The following is a 23,237-nucleotide window of genomic DNA, read 5'->3' as shown; positions in this document are numbered from 1 at the left end:
AACTTTGTTTATCGTTATTCCCAAACTGGGAAATATTTTATTAATTAATATTGGATTTAAGGCCTTGCCAGCACATAAATCTAGCTGTTTCTATTTTACCCCGGTGCTGCCAAATCCGCCCTCGCCTCTTGCGGTTTCGGACAATTTCTCCACTTCGGTCCATTCGGCACGCTCATGTTTGGCGATCACCAACTGTGCGATTCGCTCCCCGTTCTCTACAGTAAAAGGTATATTGGATAAGTTTACCAGGATAACGCCTATTTCTCCCCTGTAGTCAGCATCCACTGTCCCGGGGGCATTTAATACCGTTACCCCTTTCTTGGCAGCCAATCCACTTCTGGGCCTAACCTGGGCTTCACACCCGATGGGCAATTCGATAAATAGACCAGTTGGTATAATAGCGCGTTCCAATGGCTCAAGAGTGATGGATTCAGTGATATTGGCGCGCAAATCCATCCCGGCAGAAGCCAACGTCTCATAATGTGGCAAAGGATGGTTAGAACTATTGATTATATTGATTTTCATTTTTTAAGAAATATTTTTTTTAGTTGTTCTTTCTCCAATTTCATGACCATAGCAAGGAACAGCAGCAAAAGTACAATTCCTACCAACAGATTTCTATCAAAAAGATAAAATGACAGGACAGAAAAAGTAGTGGATATTAGCAAATAGAATACAATTTTACGGAAATTATAAGGGATGGGATAATACATTTTGCCAAAATAGAAAGACATAGCCATCATGGTGCCATATGCAACAAGGGTAGCCACTGCTGAGGCCTTATAACCAAAATAGGGGATAAATACATAATTGATAACAATGGTCAGGATTGCTCCAACAATAGAAATATAAGCGCCTATTTTAGTACGGTCCGTGACCTTGTACCAAACCGATAGATTGTGATAGATACCCAAACAAAAACTGGCCAATATAATAATGGGCACCACGGACATGGCCTCCCAATAATCCGAATTGGGAACGATGATCAGTTTGAGGACGTCTACAAAGACCACGACAGAGAGTAAAATGACACTTCCCAAGATCACAAAATAATTGGTAATCTGTGCATAGGCCTTTTGTGGGTTATCACTTTTGGAATGACTAAAAAAGAAAGGTTCTATGCCCATCCTAAAAGCGGTTGCGAATAAGGTCATAAATAACGTGAGCTTGTAACAAGCCGAATATTTCCCAATCTCACTCTCGGCAATATCATCTGGCAAAAGCCAATCCAACATAATGCGATCGAACACCTCATTGATTGTAAAGGCAATTCCCGCAATCAACACAGGCGCCGCATATTTTATCATACTGCTCCATAGTACCCGATCGAAGACGTAAGGCCTTCTAAGGTAAAGGCGCAACATCAATAAGAGGGTTATGGCGCTTGCAATAAGCATTGAAATGAAGATGTAGGAGATTTCAAAGTTAGGCTTGTAGAGACTGCTTAAAATGGAATCTGGGCTCTTTTCAGCTAGTATGGGGAGTGCGATAAGGAAAAAGCAATTCAGCCCGAGGTTGATCACCACATTGGTGATTTTCACCAGGGCATATCGCATCGGCTTCTCGTTTGCCCTCAACCAAGAAAACGGAATGATCACCAAGGCATCCAATACTAGGATCCAAATGGCATAGGTAATAAATTGAGGTTCTATATCACTGAAGGAGGAAACCGCTCCCTTAAACATAAAAGCTAGGAGCATAAATAGTAAGGACGAGCCCCCTATGGATAGCAAAGATGTGGTAACAACTGTTTTTTTGTTGAGCCCGGCATCGTGATAAAAACGAAAAAAGGCGGTCTCCATGCCATAGGCAAGTAGTACGTTAAAGATGGCAAACCATGCAAAAATTATAGAAACTTCCCCATACCCATCTGTCGCAAGAACCGTAACATACAAGGGCGTTAAAAGAAACGATAGCATTCTGGGCAATACCGTAGCCAAACCATAGATAAAGGTCTGTTTAAAAAGTTTTTTTAACGGATTCAAATGTGCTAAAGTTAGGGTTTAAAAGTAGTTATTAAAACCCTCAATACAAAGTTAGTTCTTTGGTTTCGTTGAATAAATGAGAGGCGACTTCTCCTTCATCCCAGAAATCTTTACATATTTTACCCGATTCTTAATAATATAACTCAGAACAGCCTCCTGTGGCTTATGATCAAAAGGAAAATCTTTGACGGAATTCTCCTGCAATGATGGAGGCTGGTTCCCCACCTCTTTTTTAGGATCGGCATGCATTATTATATCCGGTTTTTGGGGTGCCAGGGTAAAATTTCCCTTGATCATTAAACCGTTGCCATGGGATTCAGTGGTAACCTGTACTACCTGTCCATGATAGAACATTTCCTGGAATCTCACATCTTTTGTAATGTTCAAAACAGGAACCGACACCAAATGACCTGTTCCACTTTCTTCCTTTCCACCCATCCACTCTTGTACGGTGGCCACACCGATCTCAAAAGGAACCTCGGTCTGTAGTGTCTTTTGGGAAGAACAGGAGGTGAGACCGATACTAAGTATTAAAAAGTTTAAAATGTTAGTTTTGATAGATTTCATGATGCGGTTTTCAAGTGTTTAATGGTATTAAACCAAAAGTAATGCCAAGATACAATATAAAGTTTTCTACACTAACGAGCATAAAAAAACCCCACTTGAAAAGTGGGGTTTATATTGTGATAATCCTCTTGGAAGGATAAGTGTTACACTTTAGTTGTTCAAAGCCTCAGCCCCACCAACAATCTCAAGGATTTCATTGGTAATGGCAGCTTGTCTCGCCTTGTTGTAAGTTAGTTTCAATTGATCTCTCAATTCAGTAGCATTATCGGTAGCCTTGTGCATCGCTGTCATACGGGCACCGTGCTCGCTGGCAAAAGAATCACGTATTCCTTTGTACAGTTGCGTTTTTAGCGACTTAGGAATTAGCTCCTCAACAATCTCCAATTTAGAAGGCTCAAAAATGTAATCAGCGTTATTAGGCGCTTCCCCTTCTACAGGAATAATTGGAAGAAACTGCTCTGTCATCACGATCTGTGTGGCAGCGTTTTTAAACTTGTTGTAAACAATATCAATCTTATCATAAGTCCCATTGACAAAAAGCTCCATTAGATCTTCAGCAATGACAGCAACATTGTCAAAATTTAGATCGTCATAAACCTTACTATGGTTTGAAACGACTTTAAATTTCTTGGCAAGGATATCATTTGCCTTTTTACCAATTGCCATAAACTCTACCTGTTTCCCAGCATAGGTTTCTTTGGCCAAGAGAGTACTTTTCTTGATAATGTTGGTGTTGAAAGCTCCACAAAGCCCCCTATTGGAGGTAATGGCCACAATCAATACCTTTTTAACCTCACGGTTCTCAGAAAATTTACTACCAGCATCAGCATCCAAGCTTGCACTTAGACTTTGTAATAGTTCAGTCAACTTATCCGAATAAGGCCTCATTGCCGTGATGGCATCCTGGGCCTTCTTCAATTTTGCAGCCGAAACCATTTTCATGGCGCTGGTGATCTGCATCGTTGAGGAAACGGAACCTATTCTATTACGTATTTCTTTTAAGTTTGCCATTTGTATTTTAGTGTTGAGTAAAGAGGTTTAAGGTTGTCTTAAAAATCCTTACTTATCTAAATGTTTGACCTCATGGAATATAAAGTTGGGCAACTCTCATCACCCAACTTCAACCCCTATATTATTTTACGTATTTAGCAGAAAGATCTTTTGAAACAGCGGTCAAAGTATCTATAACCTCATCTGTCAATTTCCCTGCTTTTAGTAAATCCAATACATCTCTATGCTTGGCGTTCAAGAAATCGATATAATCCCTTTCAAATTCTTTTACCTTCTCAACAGGCACATTTCTCAACAAGTTTTTAGAACCTGCGTAAATAATAGCTACCTGATCTTCTACAGTAAAAGGATCATTTTGGGCTTGTTTCAATATCTCAACGTTTCTACGTCCTTTTTCAATTACGTTCAATGTTGCAGCATCCAAATCAGAACCAAATTTAGCAAACGCTTCCAATTCACGGAATTGTGCCTGATCCAGTTTCAAGGTACCTGCTACCTTTTTCATTGACTTTATCTGTGCGTTACCTCCAACACGAGATACCGAAATACCCACGTTAATTGCTGGACGAACCCCTTGGTTGAACAAATCTTGCTCCAAGAATATCTGCCCATCAGTAATAGAAATTACGTTGGTAGGGATATAAGCGGAAACGTCACCTGCCTGTGTTTCAATAATTGGCAATGCAGTTAATGATCCACCACCTTTAACCATTGGTTTTAAGACCTCAGGAAGATCATTCATCTCACTTGCAATCTTATCGTCAGCAATAACTTTTGCTGCACGCTCCAACAATCTGGAGTGAAGGTAGAATACATCCCCAGGATATGCCTCACGTCCCGGTGGGCGTCTCAACAATAGGGAAATCTCACGGTAAGCCACAGCTTGTTTTGACAAATCATCATAGATAATCAAAGCTGGACGACCAGTATCTCTAAAGTACTCTCCAATTGCAGCTCCTGCAAATGGTGCATACACCTGCATAGGAGCAGGATCTGATGCGTTTGCAGCAACGATAGTGGTATAGGCCAAAGCCCCTTTATCTTCTAATGTTTTTGCGATGTTTGCAACTGTAGAAGCCTTTTGGCCAATAGCTACATATATACAATATACAGGCTCACCTGCATCGTAAAATTCTTTTTGGTTTAGAATGGTATCGATACAAACCGTAGTCTTTCCAGTCTGACGGTCACCAATAACCAACTCACGCTGACCTCTACCCACTGGAATCATGGCATCGATTGCCTTGATACCTGTTTGTAACGGCTCGTTTACCGGCTGACGGAAAATTACCCCTGGGGCCTTACGCTCCAATGGCATTTTATAAGTTTCGCCAGCAATTGGTCCCTTCCCATCAATAGGAGCACCTAAGGTGTTTACTACACGACCAACAATACCTTCACCTACATTGATAGAGGCAATAGTTTGCGTACGTTTAACCACAGATCCTTCTTTAATGTCTCTTGATGGACTTAACAAAACCACACCAACATTGTCTTCTTCCAAGTTAAGAACGATTCCTTGAAGGCCTCCTTCAAACTCTACCAATTCTCCGTATTGGACATTGGAAAGACCGTAGACCCTTGCGATACCATCACCAATCTGTAATACGGTACCTACTTCATCCAATGAAGCTGAGGCTTCGAATCCTGATAACTGTTTTTTCAATATTGCTGATACTTCAGCGGCTTTTACTCCTGCCATGTTATTAGATATAAGACGCAAGACATTTAATTGCCTTGACCAATTTAATATTATAAACTATTTGTAAACTCTCTTTTTAAATTGCTCAGTTTGGTTGCAATACTGGAATCGAATTGCATATCTCCCATTCGAAGCACAAAACCACCTATGATGCTTTCATCCACGAAATTTTGAACAACCACTTTATTTGGTGTCAATCCTGAGATCTTCCCCAATATCTTCTTCTCCAAATCAGCGCTTAAAGGTACCGCAGTGGTTACAAAAGCAACCCCTTCGCCCTTCAACTCTTCGTTTAGTATGATGTACTTTTCTGCAACATCGTTCAAAAGGCCTATACGCTTGTTAGATACAAGGATATCTATCAACCCTGTGGTGATAGCATTACTACCCTTGAAAATTTCTAAAAGAACGCTCTTTTTAGCCTCACTATTCACAACAGGACTAGCCATCATCTGATGCAATTCTTTACTGTCGCGAAGTGTGGTCAATACAGAACGCATATCTTTTTCTACGGCGTCAGTGGCTTTATTGTCCACTGCCAAGTCCAAAATAGCTTTGGCGTAACGTATCGCTGCTCTAGATTCGTTCATATCCTTTAATTAGTTAAGCTTAATATCACCAACCATATCCTCAACAAGTTGTAATTGCTTGTTATCATTGGACAATTGACCTTTAATTACTTTTTCTGCTATCTCAACAGAAAGAGTAGCTACTTGATTCTTTATATCGGCTACTGCAGCTTTCTTTTCACTTTCGATGGCAGCTTGTGCCTGCTTGATCATTTTATCACCTTCCGCTTGGGCCAATTCCCTAGCATCAGCAACAATTTTCTCTTTCATCTCACGAGCTTCCTTGATCATGGACTCACGCTCTACACGTGCTTCTTTCAAAAGGCGTTCGCTATCTGCAGTTACGTTCTGCATTTCTTTTTTTGCGGCTTCAGCAGCAGCAAGTGCATCAGAAATTCCTTCTTCTCTTTCATTTAAAGAATTAAGAATAGGTTTCCATGCAAATTTTACCATTAGAAAAATCAATCCCAGCAATAAGATTGTCTGAACGATAAATAATCCCGGTGAAAAATCGTTTAATAAAGTATCCATTATCTTGAAAAATTAAATTTTCTTTTTTGTTTAATTTTGAAAACATGTTCTGCAACCAACCGTTGCAGAAACATGTTTTACTGTTTTTGTTCGAATTATTTTCCTAAGAATAATGCTCCGAATGCCAAACCTTCCAAAAGTGCGGCAATAATAATCATTGCTGTTTGAATCTTGTTAGTTGCCTCTGGCTGACGAGCAATACCTTCCATTGCTTTTCCACCGATTTGACCTAATCCAATTCCTGCTCCGATTACGATTAAACCTGCTCCAATTAAATTGTACATAGTAATTGATTTATATTAAATTAAACAAACTCTTATTAAATGAAATTCTCTCTGACATCTTCTGCATCGGGAACTTCGTGACCGTGATCGTCATGTGCATGATCATGATCGTGTTCTGCTACCGCCATACCTATAAACAAGGCGGAAAGCATTGTAAAAATATAGGCCTGTAAAAACGCTACCAATACTTCAATCAATGTTATAAAAAATGATAACACTAAGGAAAGTCCGGTTGCACCTACCACCCCTAAACTATTTTTCAAGGTAAACATAATTGCTATCAAACTCATTACCACGATATGGCCCGCTGATATATTCGCGAAAAGTCGAACCAACAATGAGAAAGGCTTGATCAAAAATGCTCCTGCCAATTCAATAATAGCCAATACTGGTCTAATTAGAACAGGAACTCCAGGCATCCATAAAATATGTTGCCAGTAATCCTTATTACCACTAACTGTATATATGATCAAGGTAAAGATAGCTAGTGCAGCTGTTACTGCAAGCTGACCGGTTACATTAAATCCAAATGGGGTTAAACCTAAAAGGTTCAATATCCAAATGAAGAAAAACACGGTTAATAGATACCCTGTAAATTTTCTGTATTTCTTTTCGCCAATATTTGGTCTTGCAATCTCATCCCTAACATAGATCACCAATGGCTCTAGAACACGACCAAAGCCAGTAGGAATGCTCTTGTTCTTGTACTGTCTTGCCAGGGCCGAGAAACCTAAAAGCATCAATAATCCAACAAGCAAAATTCCGACAACACTTTTTGTGATCGACAAGTCCAACACCTTTGCTCCATTTTCTATATGGTGCTCTTCGTCAAATTCAGCCGCTTCAGCACTTGCTGGCAACTCATATATTTTACTGTGAACTTTCGCAAATTTAAGTCCGTTTCTTTCTACAAGTACCTCCCCATTATCATCATGGTGAAACTCCGATGACATAAATGTCACCAAGCCATTGCTAGACCATACGATTACCGGTAGTGGAAACCCAACATGCTTACGCTCCCCTTCACTATTTGTATATGAAAACAAATGAAAGTCGTGAGCATCTTTAATGTGGTGTAAGATGTATTCTGAAACCTCCTCTTGCCCACTGACTTGCCCTTCTTGGGCAGGTTCAGAAGTAGAGTAACCATTGAAACTGGTTAGAAGAATGAATAATAAGGCAATATTGCTAAAGTATTTGGATACTATCTTCATTATGAAATTTTCAAAAATTTGGCTCCCTTAAAATTTTGCGCAAAGGTAGTTATTAAAAATAATAATCAAACTTTTTTCAAATTATTTATTCTCGTATCCGGCCTTACCCAATATTTTAGCGATTAAAATCACCTCAAAAAAGAGAAATATGAACACTGGGACCAAAAGTGAGATCTTATTTGTCAAGGAGTTAGCCTCTTTATTAAACAATAAACCGTTAAAAATAATTGCGAATAGCAACAGCTTTAAAAGGAAGGTTCCCAAATAAATAAATCCAAGCTGGGAAGCGAACTTTTCGTAAGTGGATAATACCTGAAAGGAAGCACAGATTATCAGCGAAAAAATGGCGTGAAAAAGATAGATCTGGAACAGCGGAAATTCAATCAAAATTTCATTTGACTCTAAAATGAAACGATGGGCGTAAAATCCGAAAAAAAATAAAAACCCAAAAAGGAGGACTTGGAAGAGGACCTTTTTTAACAATTTTTCTATTTATTAAGGTTGTTAACTTGGCGGATCATGGAGTACATGGATAAAAATATTGCCGCTAACGTAATTGAAATTTCCAAATATGTGGTCTCAAACTTTCCGTCCAACCATGAGCCTAAAAGATTTCCTAAATATATGGTCAGGCCCATTTGAATGCCAACACCTGAAAGTTTTGCTGCATTCTGAAGGCCTGTGTTCTTATTCTTAGGAGGCTTTGGCTGATCCATTGGCTGTGGTGGTCTTGTTTATTGCGGCAGTACCACCTTTACCTTTCATGGTACAGGCAGCATTAAAAGTTGCTCCTGGTTCAACTGCCAGTTTAGATACTACAACGGTCCCTTCTATGACAGCTGATGCTTTTAAGGTCAGTAGGTCATCCACCAAAAGCTCTCCATTAAAATTTCCTTCTATATCAGCATTGACGCATTCCACTTTCCCGTGGATATACCCATCTTTGCCAATCACGACTTTCCCAGAGGTCTTAACGTTGCCATCCAGTTTACCATCTATTCTAAAATCGGCTTCAGAGACGATATCGCCTTTGATCTTTGTGTTTTTTTCAATTCGGTTGGGCTGTCCGCCAATTTCCGTGACTACACGGGTCTTTTTGTTGTCTGAAAACATCGTTCTAGGGTTTTGGGGTTAATCTCAACTTTTTATATTCCTCCAGGTTTTTGTGCACCTGAATGATTTTATAGTTGTTGGATAAAATTACAAAATTCTGATTAGCAATTCGGTAATCCTTATTGTTTTTGAGTAGCTCGGCATAGCCCAGTGCAAATTCCTTGGATCTGAAACCATGCACGATTACAAACTGATCTTCCAAATTATAAATATCCTTGGAAACTACGTTGCGGTACTTTAAATCTTTGATGGATTTCTCTAATTTCTCCTTGAGCTCGAGGGCCTTTTCATTGTCGCGAATCTTAAAGGGAAATACCAGTTTCCAGTTCCCTGTACCAATAGATTCTGTTTCTTGTGAAAATTCTTTGGGTTCCAATTTTGGCAGCTGCTCTTCTACCATAGCCTGTGCCTTCTTCCCTTCTGGGTTATTCGGATAGTTAAGGGCCACATAGTTCAAGGCCTCCTTAAATGCCTCGAATCCTTCTATCCTTCCGATGGCATTTGCCTTTAGGATCTCAAATTTTGGAACAATTTCATCCCCGGTATATCTATTTATATTTTCTTCCGCCCCAGCTATGACCTGCAAGTAATTTTGGTTTTCATACTGTCTGTATAAAGCCGCATACCGTGCATCGGGACTATCCGAAGCATCAGCTAAAACAGCTTCGGGATTTAACAAAATAACTGCGTAGCGGGAATCTGCATGGTTTTCAATAATATCCTGCTTCATGCCATTGGCAAGCGGGCTCCCCGTTTCCTGGTAGATCTTATACAAATTATATTTAGAGGGAAGGACTAGTCTCTCCTCTGGATTTGACTTTAAGACATCATTGAACTTATTGGCTGCCAATAGATTTTCCTTAAATTTCTCTTTGTAAATGACCCCCAATTGATAATTGGCAAAATTCCTTTCGGTCACCAGGCTATCTATAACTTCGGGGTTGGTTGGGATTTGTCCCATATAGTATTCCGTGGAATATTTTTGCTCTTCCGTTATTTCTGGAGCCTCCACAGCACCAGCATCTGCTACCTCCACATCGGACTGCCCGGTCTGTTGTGCGATGTTTTTACTGGACCATCTCCAATTGTCTTCCAGCTCGCGGTCTCCCCATTTATTTTTGAAGTCGGCCTTACCGTAACCCAAACTGGTGATATTGTAGAAATAAAATTTACCTTGATTCTCTTTACCCCCTTTGGAATCTACAAAGGCCGCAAAACCAGCAGTGATCTTTTCCTTTTCCTTCTTGATGTCCGCTTCCTCTTTGGCCTTCATATCGGCAATGTACCCTTCAAAATAAGCCAGTTGTTTTTCTTTTGGCATCTTATAAATGGTAATGACACTATCTGCATATTGCACCACATCCTCGTAGGCAATAACATCTTCCAGATTGTCCAACTTCTTTTTTATGGAACGGTATTTCTTGGAATCTACGACAAGGTTGGTTAGGGTGCTGTCATAATAGGCTCCGGAGGCCTTATATTCGTTTTTGTCAAAATTATATTCTGCCAGATTTTCGTAGTTCAAGGCATTCAATCGAGGTTCGTTCCTAGTAGCCTTTATGGATTTATTAAAATAAGCCAAGGCCAAACTGTCCGATTGGTTTTCTAGGTGATATTCTGCTATTTGACGGTATATTTTGTCCAAAAAGGGCCTGTTCTCCCTATTTTCTTCCAGTTCCGTTAGATATTCGAACAAGATCTGTTTGTTCTTAGGGGTAACTTCGGTGTTTTTGATTTTTTGAAGATGGGCATTGATCATATATACCCTTGGCGATTTTCTGTTCAGTGCAATTACCTTATCAAAAGCATAATTGGCACTATCCCTATATCCCAATTGATTGTAGAGTTGGCCAACGATGAAATAATACCTGCCTTTTTCTTGGTTTTTTTTGGTGTAGGCCGAGGCAATTTTTAATTGTTGTATTGCGGTATCAGGGGCTTTCAGATTGATATAAGCCTGCGCCATCATGGCCCTGGCATCAGCATATTCCTGATCCTTTAACCGTTCGTATTTTAAAAGTCGTTTTAAATTTTTAAGGGCGAGATCCTCATTTTCCAGCCGGATATGTACCTTCTCCCTCCAGATGGTAGCCTCATTAAGCTTATCGCTTTCGGTGTACTTGTTCAGGATGTAGTTGAAGGCCTCTAAGGCAGGGATATACCGCTGGTCGAAATATCTCGATTTACCAAGAAGAAGAAAAGCCTCGTCCGTTTCCGGATTGCGCTCCTCGTCTTTGATATCCATACTATGCTTTTGAATTGCTTTGGACGCCTTTTCCTCGGCCAGTAAAAAGTTAGGGTTATTGTCTTCGGAATCGAGTTTTATTTCATCGGTTACCTTTAATCGTTCCACAGGGAGCACCTCCCAATAATTATCCTGATAGGTGGAATTGAGCTCTTCCCTACCTTCTTCAAAGGCAATGTTCCCATTGTACAGGACGTTGTACTTGGTGTTTAGGGCATGCCAATTGCGATTGATAAAGGCATCCTTTTTAGTGGAACATGCATTAAATAGCAGTCCCCCAAAGGCAATACCCAATATAAGTTTAAAACGAAGCTTCAAAATAAGTGGTATTCGTACGTATCCTAAACTAAAAAATAACCCGTTTATTATACCGTTGGTCGGTAAAAATACCTTTATTTTTAAATAGAGGAAAATACCTCACAACTAAATCACCTTTACGCCTCCGAATCTAAGTTTGGCGCCTACCCCGCAAAAAAGGTTTCCAACTCCTTCAAAGTTTCCGTAGAGGTTTTAATATCGTTCACGATTTCCCCTTTGTGGAGTACCACAATACGCTCCGCAACTTCGGTAACATGAATGAGATCGTGACTAGATATCAAAACGGTAACGTCTCTATGTGCGGTCAGTTCTTTAATGATTTCTTTTAGGCGAATCTGTGTGGTCGGGTCCAAATTGGCAAAAGGCTCGTCCAAGATGATGACTTCTGGGTTTCCGATAAACGTGGCCACAATCCCTACCTTTTTTTGGTTCCCTTTGCTCAAGTCTCTTAAGTATTTCTTTTGGCCCAATATTTCTCCATGGAAAAAGTCTTCGAACCCGGCCAAAAGGGCATTCACATCGGCTTTGTTCTGTCCTCTTAATTCCCCTATGAAATAAAAGTATTCCTCTGGTGTCAGATACCCAATTAAAAAGGTTTCATCGATAAAAGCAGAAGTGAAGGGCTTCCATGCTTCGCTCTTATCCACCTGTACCTCATGATTTACAATCTGACCTGTTGTAGGTTGTATCAGGTCCAATAACAAGCTGAAAAGGGTGGTTTTCCCTGCTCCGTTATTTCCTACAAGACCAAAACTCTGACCTTTAGGGATTTCTAAATGTGGTATATTCAAAACGGTAGCTGAACCGTATGTTTTTGTAAGTTGTTGAACTGTTATCATGGTATAATTTTGATTAAAATAAAGATGGGTTAGTTGGTTTGTTTGTAGGCCAAAAGGGTCTTGTATTTTTCCTTTTTGTAGATACCCTCTATCATTTTAAATACAGGGTTTTTAAAGGCATATCCCAAAATCCCGGCTAGGGCCACCAAAATATAGCCGGCCGTAGGGTTAATCGTATAATGGCCCAAGGCATAGAATCCCAAAGGCAACAATAATTTAGGCAGCGTCAACAAGAGTGTTTTGGCATTGAACGCCTGTTTGTCCCCAAATGCTTTTTTGTTGGAGGTGAGATCAATGGGCGTTTTTATATAGGCTCCTCCCCAAAGCACCAGATAGGAATTGACCCCAATATTGTAAATAGCGCCAACCAGGACGGCTAAATAGGCTTCCCAACCAAAATAAAGATAAAAGGACGCTATTACGGTGCTAATTACTGTTGCGATCACTATGAGGTACCACTTGGAATCCAGATACTCCCTATATTTAATGTTCTGACTCATCATAAGGGGATAATAGGAACTGTCCCAACTGGGTACAAACTGTCCGAAACTAAAAAGGAAGCCGCCCGAGATAAAAATACCGGCAAAAATCTGCCAAACTGGATGTTCATAGGTCTCCACTGCCCCTGTAAAAAATAGAAAGCCATAAAAGATAAAGAAAAAGCTCATGATCACCGAGGTCCTTGAGCGTTTGTTGCGCTTGATCAGTTTGATATCGTTTTTCAAAAATGTCCCTAGGTTGCCAAAACGGTTCAGCCAGTTCAGATCCTCGGTCTTGGCTTCTGTCTGTTTAACGGCCAGACCTGCATCCAGGTACATATGTTTTTTAAAATAAGTGTAGGCCGCCATATAAAGACCTATTAATAATACCCAAGGAAGCAAGGCTATCCACGGCAGATTGTATAAAGCATCAAAAAAGGGAGCGGTAAAAACCGTAATATCAAAAAGGTTAAAATAATGGCATCCTCCCAAAACTACCAAAATAGCAGCTGCTGTATAAAAAACGCTATCCTTATTGTTGGCCAAGATATTAATGAAGTTATTACTGTAAATCAGGGCCAGCATTCCCAAATGCCAACCAATAACCCCAATAGGATTATACCCTTCGATCAAGAGCACAATGGAAAAAGGTATAAAGAAGAAAGCATGCGCTATATTGAAGAAGGAAACCACTGCCTTACCCAGGGAATAGTTGACGACCTGTTGTTTTTTAAAAGGCAGATACAACAAAGGTTTTATATTGGTAATGGGCATTTTTTGCATCATGTACCTGATAAAAAGATCCATCCCCAGGTAATAGATCAGGTATTTGTTCACGATGACCAACGGATCTCCTATTTCTGCTTTTTCGATGATATAAAATACTCCTACCCCCAAAAATAAAAATATCGCAATAAAATAGAGGGCTCCAAAAGCCATAAGAATTTTAAAGGCCACATTGGTCTTGAAGGAAGCAGACCTGATGAACGATTTCCATTGCAGGTTGATAAAGTGCTTAAACATAAGGGTTGGTTTGTTTTACTAGGAGGTTAGTATTTTTTAAAGGCAAATTGTTACAATATTAGGTCAATTTATATTCTGGGTAGGCCTCTGATAGAAGTTGTTCAGCTTTTGGAGGGATAACAATGACTATTAAATAAAACGCAATCGCACATCAGATCAAGAAGAAATGTAGTCCAGTAAAAAAAATTGATCAGCAAGATATTTGAGGGACAAAATGTTGAATTTTAATGTTTTCACGGTAGCTCCCCTTTGATCAATTCCTTTACCTTTTTGACAATCTCGTACCCGTACTTTTTATAATACTCTTCCGGTAGCTAAAAAAAGATAGAATTTATACAAATTGGAATTTCCCATTTACACATCTATAGACTCAAATATGCTTAATTTTCGCATACCTACTAATTTTAGGTGTAAATTTTTAAGTTTCCAATTTCGTATCAAGTAGTCTTTGCTTAATTTTGCTGGAAATTTTAACTATGGCAGATTTTCATTCCCTCACGGTTCACCATGTAAAACCTCTTACACCAGATTCCGTTGCGATTACTTTTACCATTCCAAAGGACCTCATCCAGACTTTTTTGTTTACGTCCGGTCAGTATATCACTATAAAAAAAGAGATCAAGGGCAAGGAATTGCGCAGAGCCTATTCCATCAGTTCTTCTCCAACCTGTGGGAATATTACCATCGGGGTGAAGAAAGTGGACAAGGGTGGTTTTTCGGACTATGCCAATTCCAAAATTTCCGCTGGTGATGTATTGGAAGTAATGCCCCCTGAAGGAAGGTTTACCTTCAAACCCACCGATAAAGTAAAGAACATAGCCGCTTTTGCAGCCGGTAGTGGAATAACCCCAATCATTAGCATTGCCCGCACTGTTTTGGCAAGTAACCCCAAGAACAAATTCATGCTGGTCTATGGGAACAAATCGTACAAAGAGACCATGTTTTACACCGAATTGGTAAAACTTCAATTGGAATATGCCAATCGGTTTTTTGTTCACTTTATCTGTAGCCAGGAGCAGGAGGCGGATTCACTTTTTGGACGAATTGATATTTCAACAATAAATTATACCTTAAAAAATAAGCACAAGGATATCATTTTTGATGATTATTACCTTTGTGGGCCGGAAGCCATGATCAACTTGGTTACCGATACTTTAAAAGAAGATGGCATTTCGGAGGATAAGATTCACTTTGAGCTATTTACCTCAACCGAAATAATGGATGAGCTGCCCTTGCACGTTGAAGGTCAGGCCCAAATTACAATAACCTTGGATGATGAGGAATTTACCTTTTCCATGGACAAAAAGGCGTTGGTGTTGGATGCCGTTCTAAAAGAAAACATAGACGCTCCCTATTCCTGCCAAGGTGGGGTATGTAGTAGTTGTATCGCGAGGGTGACCGAAGGTAAGGCCGAAATGGTGAAAAACCAGATTTTGACCGATGGAGAAATAGCGGAAGGATTAATTTTAACTTGTCAGGCGCATCCTATTACCCCAACACTAAAGGTAGATTACGATGACGTATAGACCATTATAGCAGTATAAAAACCTAAAAACACCACTTCGTCAGTGGTGTTTTTTATTTTAGCACTTTTACTTTTCCCAAAACCTCTTCCAATTTCCTAGCAGCGTGCTCATAGCCTATGGCATAAGCCTTTTCTATCCCTTTTTTATCCAAGATTCCGATTAGTTCCAGTTCTTTGGGCTCAAAGACCAAATCACATTTTTGAATTTTTTCCTTATTGATGGCATAGATCATTAGGGCCGTGGTTCTACTGGCAAGCTGAAATGAGGTGCTAATACCCTCTTTTCCTATTTCTTTTACACTTGAAACATTGCTTCCAATAATAAAATCTGAAGTTTCGTTTATCTCGTTATATGGAAAATTGTTCATGATTCCGCCGTCTGCATATAAATTTCCCTGTATACTTACTGGACTAAAAAGTGGGGGCAATGCTGCGGAAGCCAATAAAGGCCTGATCAATTCTCCTTCAGAAAACACCTTTTGATCTCCCCTTTGAAGGTCTGTAGCCACCACATGGAGTTTGCGATGCAATTTGGAGAAGGAATCCTCTGGAAAATAGGCCTTGAACAAATCGAAGTAGCGTTCCGTATCCAGGAGCCCTGGTTTTAAAATGGTCATGAAATTATATCGGAACAAGGGAGTCTCCTTAAAAAAATGAAGCATGTCCGAAACGGAATTTCCGTTAGCGTAAAGTGCCCCTACCAAAGCTCCCACACTGGTTCCTGCGATGACATTTGCACCGATCCCATATTCATCTAAAGCCTTGAGCATGCCTATGTGGGCAATGCCTTTTACGCCACCTCCAGATAATACCAGGCCCACTGATTTCGATTGTAACTCCTCTAATTCCATTACACTACCCATTTTCTTGATTCCAACTACTTCAAACAAAAATTTGCCTTACTAATCACTAAAAATACCTATTTCAACTCTTTAAAACACTGATTTAGGTTTGTTAAAGAGCAAGAAACAACAAACTGTTTGGTCTGTTATTAGCTCCAAAACTGCCCAAATCAAAACAATTTGAGCACTTTAGCGTTAAAACCGCTCAGCCAACCCTCCGTATTTCAAAATAATCTTTTAGTAAACAGTGATATAACCGACTACCTGGTCGGTTCAGGAACTTATATCAAATACTCTTCCAATTTTTAAAACTATCAATATATGTCATGTTTTTGTCCCAAAAAACAAGAAAACCTGTTCCCCTTAATAGAAAACAGGCTTTCTAGCATATCTATATTCTTGTAGATTATGATAAATAAGTTACTGTAAAAAGTTCGATTTAAACTTTTACAATCATCTTTCCTTTATTCTTTCCTTTAAAAAGATCTATAAAGGCTTGGGGTGTTGCTTCAAAGCCTTCCACAATGGTCTCCTTATAGGATAATTTTCCTTCACCCAACCACTGTCCCAATTGGTTCATGGCATCTGGGTACTTGTCCACAAAGTCAAAAATGATGAATCCTTGCATGAGAGCGCTGTTTTTTATTAAAAAAGGCTGTACACTGATACTCTTGGGCATTTCGGTCTCATTATAGACAGATATGGCACCACAGATAACAAGTCGTGCTTTTTTATTGATATTAAAAAATACGGCATCTGAAATATCGCCCCCCACATTGTCAAAATAAACGTCCACTCCATTCGGACAAGTTTCGGCTATGGCCTTTACCATGTTCTCAGTGGTATTGTAGTTGATGGCATCATCAAAGCCAAATTCCGATTTTAATAGGGCCACCTTTTCATCCGTGCCTGCAATTCCTACGACCCTCAATCCTAAAATCTTTCCTATTTGCCCCACTACACTCCCAACGGCTCCAGCAGCTCCTGAAACCAGCAAAGTTTCTCCCTTTTTAGGCTTACCAATTTCAGTGAGGCCCAAATATGCTGTTAGTCCGGTCATTCCCAATATTCCCAAATAAGCGGATAATGGCGCTTTTTTGGGATCTACCTTCATTAAACCCTCGCCTGTGGAGACTTGCTCTTCTTTCCAGGACAAATTCCCCGTAACAAAATCGCCCTTATCAAAATTGCTGTTTTTGGTTTCCAGAACCTCAGCAACAATTCCTGAAACAATAGGCTGTTGTAGCTCAAATGGGGCAATGTAGGATTTAACATCCCTCATGCGGCCCCTTAGGTATGGATCTACAGAGATATAGTTTGTCTTTAAAAGGATTTCCCCTGATTTGATTTCAGGAGTTTTTTCATCTATGATTTTAAAATCGGACGTTTTTGGCATTCCTTCAGGTCTGTTGTCCAGTAAAATAGTCTTGCTCATAATTTCATTGTATGTTCTGTTGAATAATTTTTTTCTATTCTTACCTAAATATCCTCCATAATCGAATGGAAAATAACTTGTGATACTAAGATAGCCACAAAATCTTAGTTCATTCAATCTGTAATGCCTTTAACAAAACTATATAACTATTACCCCCATTATTGACCATAAGACTTAGATTATTTCTCATATCGGGATTATAAAACAACAAAATCTTAAAATTCACTAAGAATTGTGCACATCAAATTAAAAACTCAATAGCTTATAACGACCTTAATACCACGCAATTTTTTTTTAAACCATCTCAGAGTTTAATTCACATATTCCCTTAACCTCGCAAAATACAAATTCAAAGATTTATCAATTGAAAGAGCTATTAAAATTTGCTTTAAGGTTAAATATCGTGCTTACCATGAATTAGATTTGCTACTATTCCCAAAGTCTCATAATTAATGTTAAATTTTTGAATGTTAGGTGATTACAGTGGGTTTCGTATGTATTTGCAACCTCCCCCATTAACATTTATTTAAGAGTCGTTCATTAAGATATATTTACTTTTTACAACGCTGTGTAAAGTCATATAGAGCTCTAGGCTTGATATGCTCTATAATTGTTTATATCCATAATTAAATAAATAGAAGTCTCACCTAACACCAATGAATTATGAAAATAAAAATTATTCTTTTACTGCTAATTAACATGGTCTGTTATGATCAACTTTACGCCCAGTGTACTGGAGTCGATTTCGAGGAAAAAAATGGAATTGCAATTCTGGAAATGGAATCAAAACTAGCGGGTAGTTGGAAAAAGGAATCCATTCCTGGGGCATCGGCCAATTCAGCATTGGCCTATCGTGGCAATGATTCTTTTGGCAATCCCAATAATTCTATCATAAGCTATAGCGTTAGAATTAACTCTCCTGGAACGTATCGGTTTATTTGGAGAAATAAAATTGGTATAATCGCAAGTACTAAACCCACTACTGAACACAACGATTCCTGGCTAAAAATCAATGGCTCTGATTTTTATGGATTAAAGGGAACACATAAGGTATACCCAGGAGGTTCAGGCAAATCTCCAGTAGCAAATGGTACTACTTCCGGCGGCTATTTCAAAATTTATACCAGTACGATTGATTGGAATTGGACTGCTTTAACTAGTGATAACGATGGACATGTTATTTACACCACTTTTAACCAAGCTGGTGTATATTCCATTCAAGTAGGCGGTAGATCTTCTGGACACATGATAGATAGAATGGTCCTTTACAAAGAAAGCAACTATTCCGCAGCACAAGCCCAAAATTTATCTAACGCCCAGACCAATTGTAGCGGAGGCTCTACACCACCAACAGATCCAACACCTCCAACAGGTGGAAATAAAGCCCCTACCGTTAGCTTTACAACTATTACTAATGGGCAGAATTTTTCAGTTGGTAGTAATTTATCCATTGGATTATCAGCAAGTGATTCGGATGGAAGTATATCAAAGCATGAAATTTATGTTAACAACTCATTGGTTGATACAGACGGCTCATCGTATACTCCGCATCAACTTAACCAACTAAGTGCAGGTAATTATTCCGTTAAGGCTACAGTAACCGATAATAGGGGAGCAAGCACCTCGGCAACGGTTAATTTCACTGTAGGAGGAAGTTCACCTCCACCTCCAGACCCGACACCTCCAGCAGGTGGCAATAAGGCTCCTTCAGTCAACTTTACAACTTTGGTTGACGGGCAGCAAGTAACTGTAGGTAGTACAGTTTCCATTGGGGTATCTGCCAGCGATAGCGATGGAAGCATTACCAAACATCAAATATTTGTAAACGGTTCATTGGTAGATACGGATGGTTCAAATTTTACACCTCACAATATTGTGGGAATTTCAGCAGGTAATCATGAAATAAAAGCTATTGTAACCGACAATCTAGAAGCAACGGCCAGCAAAACCATCAATATTACTGCTGGTTCAGGTCAACCGTCCAATCCTTCCAACCCCTCTACTCCGACTATAAGCTTTGACTTGGTCAATTCTACTACCAACTCTACTATTAGTTCAATTTCCAATGGGACAACATTGAGTTCCAATAATTCTAAAGGTGTAAATATTAGGGCTAATGCCCCTACAAACACCAAGAGTGTAGTGTTTAAACTTACCGGTGCATTATCGAGAAACTGGACGGAGTCCTTTGCACCTTATGCATTATTCGGTGATACGAATGGAAATTACTCCTCCAATAATCTCCCGGTGGGTTCTTATAATTTAAATGCTGTCGCATATTCAGGAGGCAGTGGCTCTGGCAGTGTAATTGCAAATACAACCATTGTTTTTAATGTTGGCAACAGTTCGTCAACCACTGCTAAAACCTTAGCCTACCCCAATCCAGTAAAAAGTGATGGGAGAATTTCTCTAAAACTACCAGAGGGCACTTCGGGCTCATACACCTATAGCGTCACCAATTCGCTGGGCATTCAACTCGAACAAGGAAGATTTACTGCCAATCCAACCCAAACGGAAGTTGATTTACAATTGTCCAATATTGGAAAACAGACAAAAGGGGTATATTACCTTTCAATTATATCATCAAATTCGAAGCAGACTATTCCTATTATCAGGGAATAGTCATCAAAATCTGTATTAATTAAAAAAAATCAGCTTCAATATTGAAGCTGATTTTTTTTAACATCTAATTGAATTATGTACCTATACTATCAAAATCATTTTCTTTACCATGCTATCGAATTAGTCAATTTCTAGATAAAATTTTGGAAGTATATTTTTATTTTATGACGTTACTTATGAAAGACCAAATGGGATAATACAACATAAACTAAAGGAATTTCATTTATCGCCTTTAAAAAAATCACAAGCTGTTAAATTTTTTAAAATCTTGTAATTTAAAAGTTGGGGGTTCGACCAAACCCTTAACACCTATTTAACGTAGGTACATGTATAGCTATAATATGTATGCTTACAACTTTATATGTAAACTGAACAAAGTACGAAACTCCAAAATTTTAAATTTGATAAAATGAGTCCGTATCATTACAAATAAGCCCTATTTACTTGAAGTTAATGTTGTCACCCATCTCTGGCTGTTACGTCAATTCAGAGATATTTCCTTTTTCCCATAGACAACTACAAGGAATTGCATATAATTACGGTGATAATTCATATAAATACAATAACCATTAAAATAAAAAAATGGCAGATTCATATTACGATCCAGCAGATTTAAGGAAGTTTGGCAAGATTACCGATTGGAGTGAAGAATTAGGAACAAAATTTTTCGACTATTACGGAAAGGTATTCGAGGAAGGAGCTTTGACCGCCCGTGAGAAGTCGCTCATAGCCTTGGCAGTATCACACGTGGTAAAATGTCCCTATTGTATCGATTCCTATACTAAGGATGGATTGCAAAAAGGAATTACCAAAGAAGAAATGATGGAAGCGGTCCATGTGGGAGCGGCCATAGAAAGTGGGGCAACCCTAGTTCATGGTGTACAAATGATGAAAAAGTACGACAAACTATCCATGTAAAATAAAATATTGCTACGCCGTAGCATTGAGTTTATAAGAATAGAAAAGCCTCTTTTTTCTGTAATCTTTTCAAGGATGTGCGTACTAAATATTGAATACAATTCAAATGGCAACAAAATCTTTAAAAGCAAGACATGACGAGCTTGTAATTGGCAACAAACAATTGGATATCCTAAACGGCGGTATCTTCGAAGAGGGGGAACTCCCATACTTTAAGGATAAAATTGCCCAGATAGGTCATTTCCCCCTTCGACCCAAGAAATTGGAAATACTACAGATCAATGTGGGCTACATGTGTAACCAGGTCTGTGAGCACTGTCATGTGGATGCAGGACCGGACAGGAAGGAAATTATGACCCGTGATACCATGGAACAGTGTTTAGAGGTCATCAGAAATACGGGTGCCCATACCTTGGATCTTACAGGTGGTGCCCCAGAAATGAATCCCGATTTTCGTTGGTTCGTAGAGGAAGCATCCAAAGCAGGTATTCAGGATTTTATTGTCCGATCTAACCTGACCATCATCAGGGCCAATAAAAAATACTACGATCTTCCTGAATTTTTCAAAAAACACAACATACACGTAATTTCGTCTATGCCCCACTATACTAGAGGTAAAACGGACAAGCAACGTGGGGACGGAGTTTTTGACAAATCCATTAAAGCATTACAGGAATTGAACGCTGTTGGATATGGCATGCCAAATAGTGATTTGCGATTAGATTTGGTATACAATCCTTCTGGCGCCTATCTGCCGGGAGACCAAGCGGCCCTGGAGCGTGATTTTAAAAAGGCATTAAAAGAAGATTTCGACATAGATTTTCATAATCTCTTTGCGATTACCAATTTGCCCATTGCACGCTTTTTGGATTATTTGATAGCTTCCGAGAACTATGAAGACTATATGTATGCCTTAGTAGAGGCCTATAATCCTTCCGCGGTAGCAAACGTAATGTGCACCAATACCATTTCTATAAGTTGGGACGGGTGGTTGTACGATTGTGACTTTAACCAGATGCTAGACCTAAAAGTTGCCAGTAAGGTAAAACATATAAAGGACTACAATGAGGATATCCTAAATGATAGAAATATTATTATATCACAACATTGTTATGGCTGCACAGCAGGTGCAGGGAGCAGTTGTCAGGGTACAGTAGCCTAATTTAGGCCCTTGTATAAAGTAAAATTAAGGTGCAATTACACTTTATCCGAGATTTAAACCGACCAATTACCAACTGATTGGTCGGTTTATTTTTTAAAAACGCTCCTTTTTTGTAGAAAATACCCGTTATAACGATTTTATCGTGCGATACGTCTTTTAATATTTACCAAATCCTATATCTGTCTGTTCTTTGTTAAAGACTCTCGGGTCTGTTTTACCCCAAAACCCAAATCTTATGGAAAAGAACCTAAAACGCATGGCTACCATGCAACGTATGCAGAGCACTGGACTAGAATTGTTTTATCAACAAGGATATTACAACACCAGTATTGATGATATCTTAAAAAAGCTGTCCCTTTCTAAAGGAGCTTTTTACTACCACTTTCAATCCAAGGAAGATTTTTTTATTAGTATCGTACAGAACCTTCTGTTCCAAAAAGTCTACAGTATGCTTGTGGAGCCCATTGAAGGTCAGGAAGACCCTTTAAACGTTATTTCCAAGTCTATAGAAGATGCCCTTGAAACGGCAGAGCACAATAATATGGATTTCGGATTTGTGTTGAGCAACTTTATCACTGAGTTCAATGGAAAGAATCCTGAAATCATGAAATATCTTACGGATATTATGAAAGTATGGGAGGTAAATCTGATTACGACCTTGCAAAAAGGAAAAACAGATGGATATGTAGACCGACATGTAGACAGTGAGGCCGTTGCCACTTATGTGATCTCATCTTATATAGGGGTGCGCACCTTAATGGTGGAGGGCAATTCAAAAATGTTACGCTATAAGTATGTCCAACAATTGAAAAACTACTTTAAGTTGATCTCACAAAAAGCTGTAGCCTAAGGA

22 protein-coding genes are annotated in these 23,237 nt (G+C 39.1%); 5 read left to right on the top strand and 17 right to left on the bottom strand.

Going from position 1 to position 23,237, the window contains the following annotated elements; translation table 11 throughout:
* Positions 1 to 90: 90 nt before the first annotated feature.
* The 15 genes from dut to ABXZ32_RS05350 form a co-directional block, all read right to left on the bottom strand.
* Positions 91 to 525, bottom strand: coding sequence for a dUTP diphosphatase (dut, locus tag ABXZ32_RS05420; RefSeq protein ID WP_354617650.1), 435 nt, complete (start codon positions 523 to 525; stop codon positions 91 to 93).
* Positions 522 to 1,985 (bottom strand): lipopolysaccharide biosynthesis protein, encoded by a 1,464-nt coding sequence (locus tag ABXZ32_RS05415; protein ID WP_354617649.1) that lies wholly within the window; start codon positions 1,983 to 1,985, stop codon positions 522 to 524. The genes dut and ABXZ32_RS05415 overlap by 4 nt, the downstream gene beginning before the upstream one ends.
* 51 nt (positions 1,986 to 2,036) lie before the next feature.
* Complete coding sequence (locus tag ABXZ32_RS05410; protein ID WP_354617648.1) at positions 2,037 to 2,552, bottom strand: hypothetical protein; 516 nt, start codon at positions 2,550 to 2,552, stop codon at positions 2,037 to 2,039.
* Between the two features lie 150 nt (positions 2,553 to 2,702).
* The gene (atpG, locus tag ABXZ32_RS05405; RefSeq protein WP_354617647.1) at positions 2,703 to 3,563 is read right to left on the bottom strand and encodes an ATP synthase F1 subunit gamma; all 861 of its coding nucleotides are present in this window, start codon (positions 3,561 to 3,563) and stop codon (positions 2,703 to 2,705) included.
* A 121-nt stretch (positions 3,564 to 3,684) separates the two neighbouring features.
* Complete coding sequence (gene atpA, locus ABXZ32_RS05400; RefSeq protein ID WP_354617646.1) at positions 3,685 to 5,265, bottom strand: F0F1 ATP synthase subunit alpha; 1,581 nt, start codon at positions 5,263 to 5,265, stop codon at positions 3,685 to 3,687.
* A gap of 50 nt (positions 5,266 to 5,315) precedes the next feature.
* Positions 5,316 to 5,855 (bottom strand): ATP synthase F1 subunit delta, encoded by a 540-nt coding sequence (atpH, locus tag ABXZ32_RS05395; RefSeq protein ID WP_354617645.1) that lies wholly within the window; start codon positions 5,853 to 5,855, stop codon positions 5,316 to 5,318.
* A 9-nt stretch (positions 5,856 to 5,864) separates the two neighbouring features.
* Positions 5,865 to 6,365, bottom strand: a complete 501-nt coding sequence (locus ABXZ32_RS05390; RefSeq protein ID WP_062056830.1) for a F0F1 ATP synthase subunit B — start codon at positions 6,363 to 6,365, stop codon at positions 5,865 to 5,867.
* Between the two features lie 95 nt (positions 6,366 to 6,460).
* Positions 6,461 to 6,649 carry an ATP synthase F0 subunit C gene (gene atpE, locus ABXZ32_RS05385; protein WP_062056832.1) on the bottom strand — a complete coding sequence of 63 codons (189 nt, stop codon included), beginning with the start codon at positions 6,647 to 6,649 and terminating at the stop codon, positions 6,461 to 6,463.
* A gap of 35 nt (positions 6,650 to 6,684) precedes the next feature.
* Positions 6,685 to 7,863 (bottom strand): F0F1 ATP synthase subunit A, encoded by a 1,179-nt coding sequence (gene atpB, locus ABXZ32_RS05380; protein WP_354617644.1) that lies wholly within the window; start codon positions 7,861 to 7,863, stop codon positions 6,685 to 6,687.
* Positions 7,864 to 7,944: 81 nt separating this feature from the next.
* Complete coding sequence (locus ABXZ32_RS05375; protein WP_354617643.1) at positions 7,945 to 8,346, bottom strand: DUF6168 family protein; 402 nt, start codon at positions 8,344 to 8,346, stop codon at positions 7,945 to 7,947.
* 5 nt (positions 8,347 to 8,351) lie between these two features.
* Positions 8,352 to 8,579: an AtpZ/AtpI family protein gene (locus ABXZ32_RS05370; RefSeq protein ID WP_354617642.1), complete on the bottom strand. Its 228-nt coding sequence runs from the start codon at positions 8,577 to 8,579 to the stop codon at positions 8,352 to 8,354.
* Complete coding sequence (locus tag ABXZ32_RS05365) at positions 8,557 to 8,976, bottom strand: bactofilin family protein (RefSeq protein ID WP_354617641.1); 420 nt, start codon at positions 8,974 to 8,976, stop codon at positions 8,557 to 8,559. Before ABXZ32_RS05365 ends, ABXZ32_RS05370 begins: the two co-directional genes overlap by 23 nt.
* A 4-nt stretch (positions 8,977 to 8,980) precedes the next feature.
* Complete coding sequence (porW, locus tag ABXZ32_RS05360; protein WP_354617640.1) at positions 8,981 to 11,539, bottom strand: type IX secretion system periplasmic lipoprotein PorW/SprE; 2,559 nt, start codon at positions 11,537 to 11,539, stop codon at positions 8,981 to 8,983.
* Positions 11,540 to 11,682: 143 nt separating this feature from the next.
* Positions 11,683 to 12,378 carry an ABC transporter ATP-binding protein gene (locus tag ABXZ32_RS05355; protein ID WP_354617639.1) on the bottom strand — a complete coding sequence of 232 codons (696 nt, stop codon included), beginning with the start codon at positions 12,376 to 12,378 and terminating at the stop codon, positions 11,683 to 11,685.
* 29 nt (positions 12,379 to 12,407) lie between these two features.
* Positions 12,408 to 13,880 carry a DUF5687 family protein gene (locus ABXZ32_RS05350; protein ID WP_354617638.1) on the bottom strand — a complete coding sequence of 491 codons (1,473 nt, stop codon included), beginning with the start codon at positions 13,878 to 13,880 and terminating at the stop codon, positions 12,408 to 12,410.
* A gap of 476 nt (positions 13,881 to 14,356) precedes the next feature.
* Here ABXZ32_RS05350 and ABXZ32_RS05345 point away from each other — a divergent pair, with 476 nt between their 5' ends.
* Positions 14,357 to 15,406 (top strand): ferredoxin--NADP reductase, encoded by a 1,050-nt coding sequence (locus ABXZ32_RS05345; protein ID WP_354617637.1) that lies wholly within the window; start codon positions 14,357 to 14,359, stop codon positions 15,404 to 15,406.
* A gap of 52 nt (positions 15,407 to 15,458) precedes the next feature.
* Here ABXZ32_RS05345 and ABXZ32_RS05340 read toward each other — a convergent pair whose 3' ends face one another.
* Positions 15,459 to 16,295 (bottom strand): patatin-like phospholipase family protein, encoded by an 837-nt coding sequence (locus ABXZ32_RS05340; protein ID WP_354617636.1) that lies wholly within the window; start codon positions 16,293 to 16,295, stop codon positions 15,459 to 15,461.
* A 391-nt stretch (positions 16,296 to 16,686) separates the two neighbouring features.
* Positions 16,687 to 17,682, bottom strand: a complete 996-nt coding sequence (locus tag ABXZ32_RS05335; protein WP_354617635.1) for an NADP-dependent oxidoreductase — start codon at positions 17,680 to 17,682, stop codon at positions 16,687 to 16,689.
* A 663-nt stretch (positions 17,683 to 18,345) separates the two neighbouring features.
* On the opposite strand from ABXZ32_RS05335, the gene ABXZ32_RS05330 reads away from it, so the two are divergent.
* From ABXZ32_RS05330 to ABXZ32_RS05315, 4 genes are all read left to right on the top strand, one after another.
* A complete protein-coding gene (locus ABXZ32_RS05330) occupies positions 18,346 to 20,304 on the top strand; it encodes an Ig-like domain-containing protein (RefSeq protein ID WP_354617634.1) in 1,959 nt (652 codons plus the stop codon).
* Between the two features lie 582 nt (positions 20,305 to 20,886).
* Complete coding sequence (locus tag ABXZ32_RS05325) at positions 20,887 to 21,222, top strand: arsenosugar biosynthesis-associated peroxidase-like protein (RefSeq protein WP_354614135.1); 336 nt, start codon at positions 20,887 to 20,889, stop codon at positions 21,220 to 21,222.
* Positions 21,223 to 21,328: 106 nt separating this feature from the next.
* The gene (gene arsS, locus ABXZ32_RS05320; protein ID WP_354617633.1) at positions 21,329 to 22,384 is read left to right on the top strand and encodes an arsenosugar biosynthesis radical SAM (seleno)protein ArsS; all 1,056 of its coding nucleotides are present in this window, start codon (positions 21,329 to 21,331) and stop codon (positions 22,382 to 22,384) included.
* 235 nt (positions 22,385 to 22,619) lie between these two features.
* Complete coding sequence (locus ABXZ32_RS05315) at positions 22,620 to 23,234, top strand: TetR/AcrR family transcriptional regulator (protein ID WP_354617632.1); 615 nt, start codon at positions 22,620 to 22,622, stop codon at positions 23,232 to 23,234.
* Positions 23,235 to 23,237 lie beyond the last annotated feature (3 nt).

The organism is Sediminicola luteus, from assembly GCF_040566555.1.
Classification (GTDB): Bacteria; Bacteroidota; Bacteroidia; order Flavobacteriales; family Flavobacteriaceae; genus Sediminicola.
The sequence above is the reverse complement of the archived record's forward strand: the minus strand, read 5'-3'. Positions and strand labels throughout refer to the sequence as shown.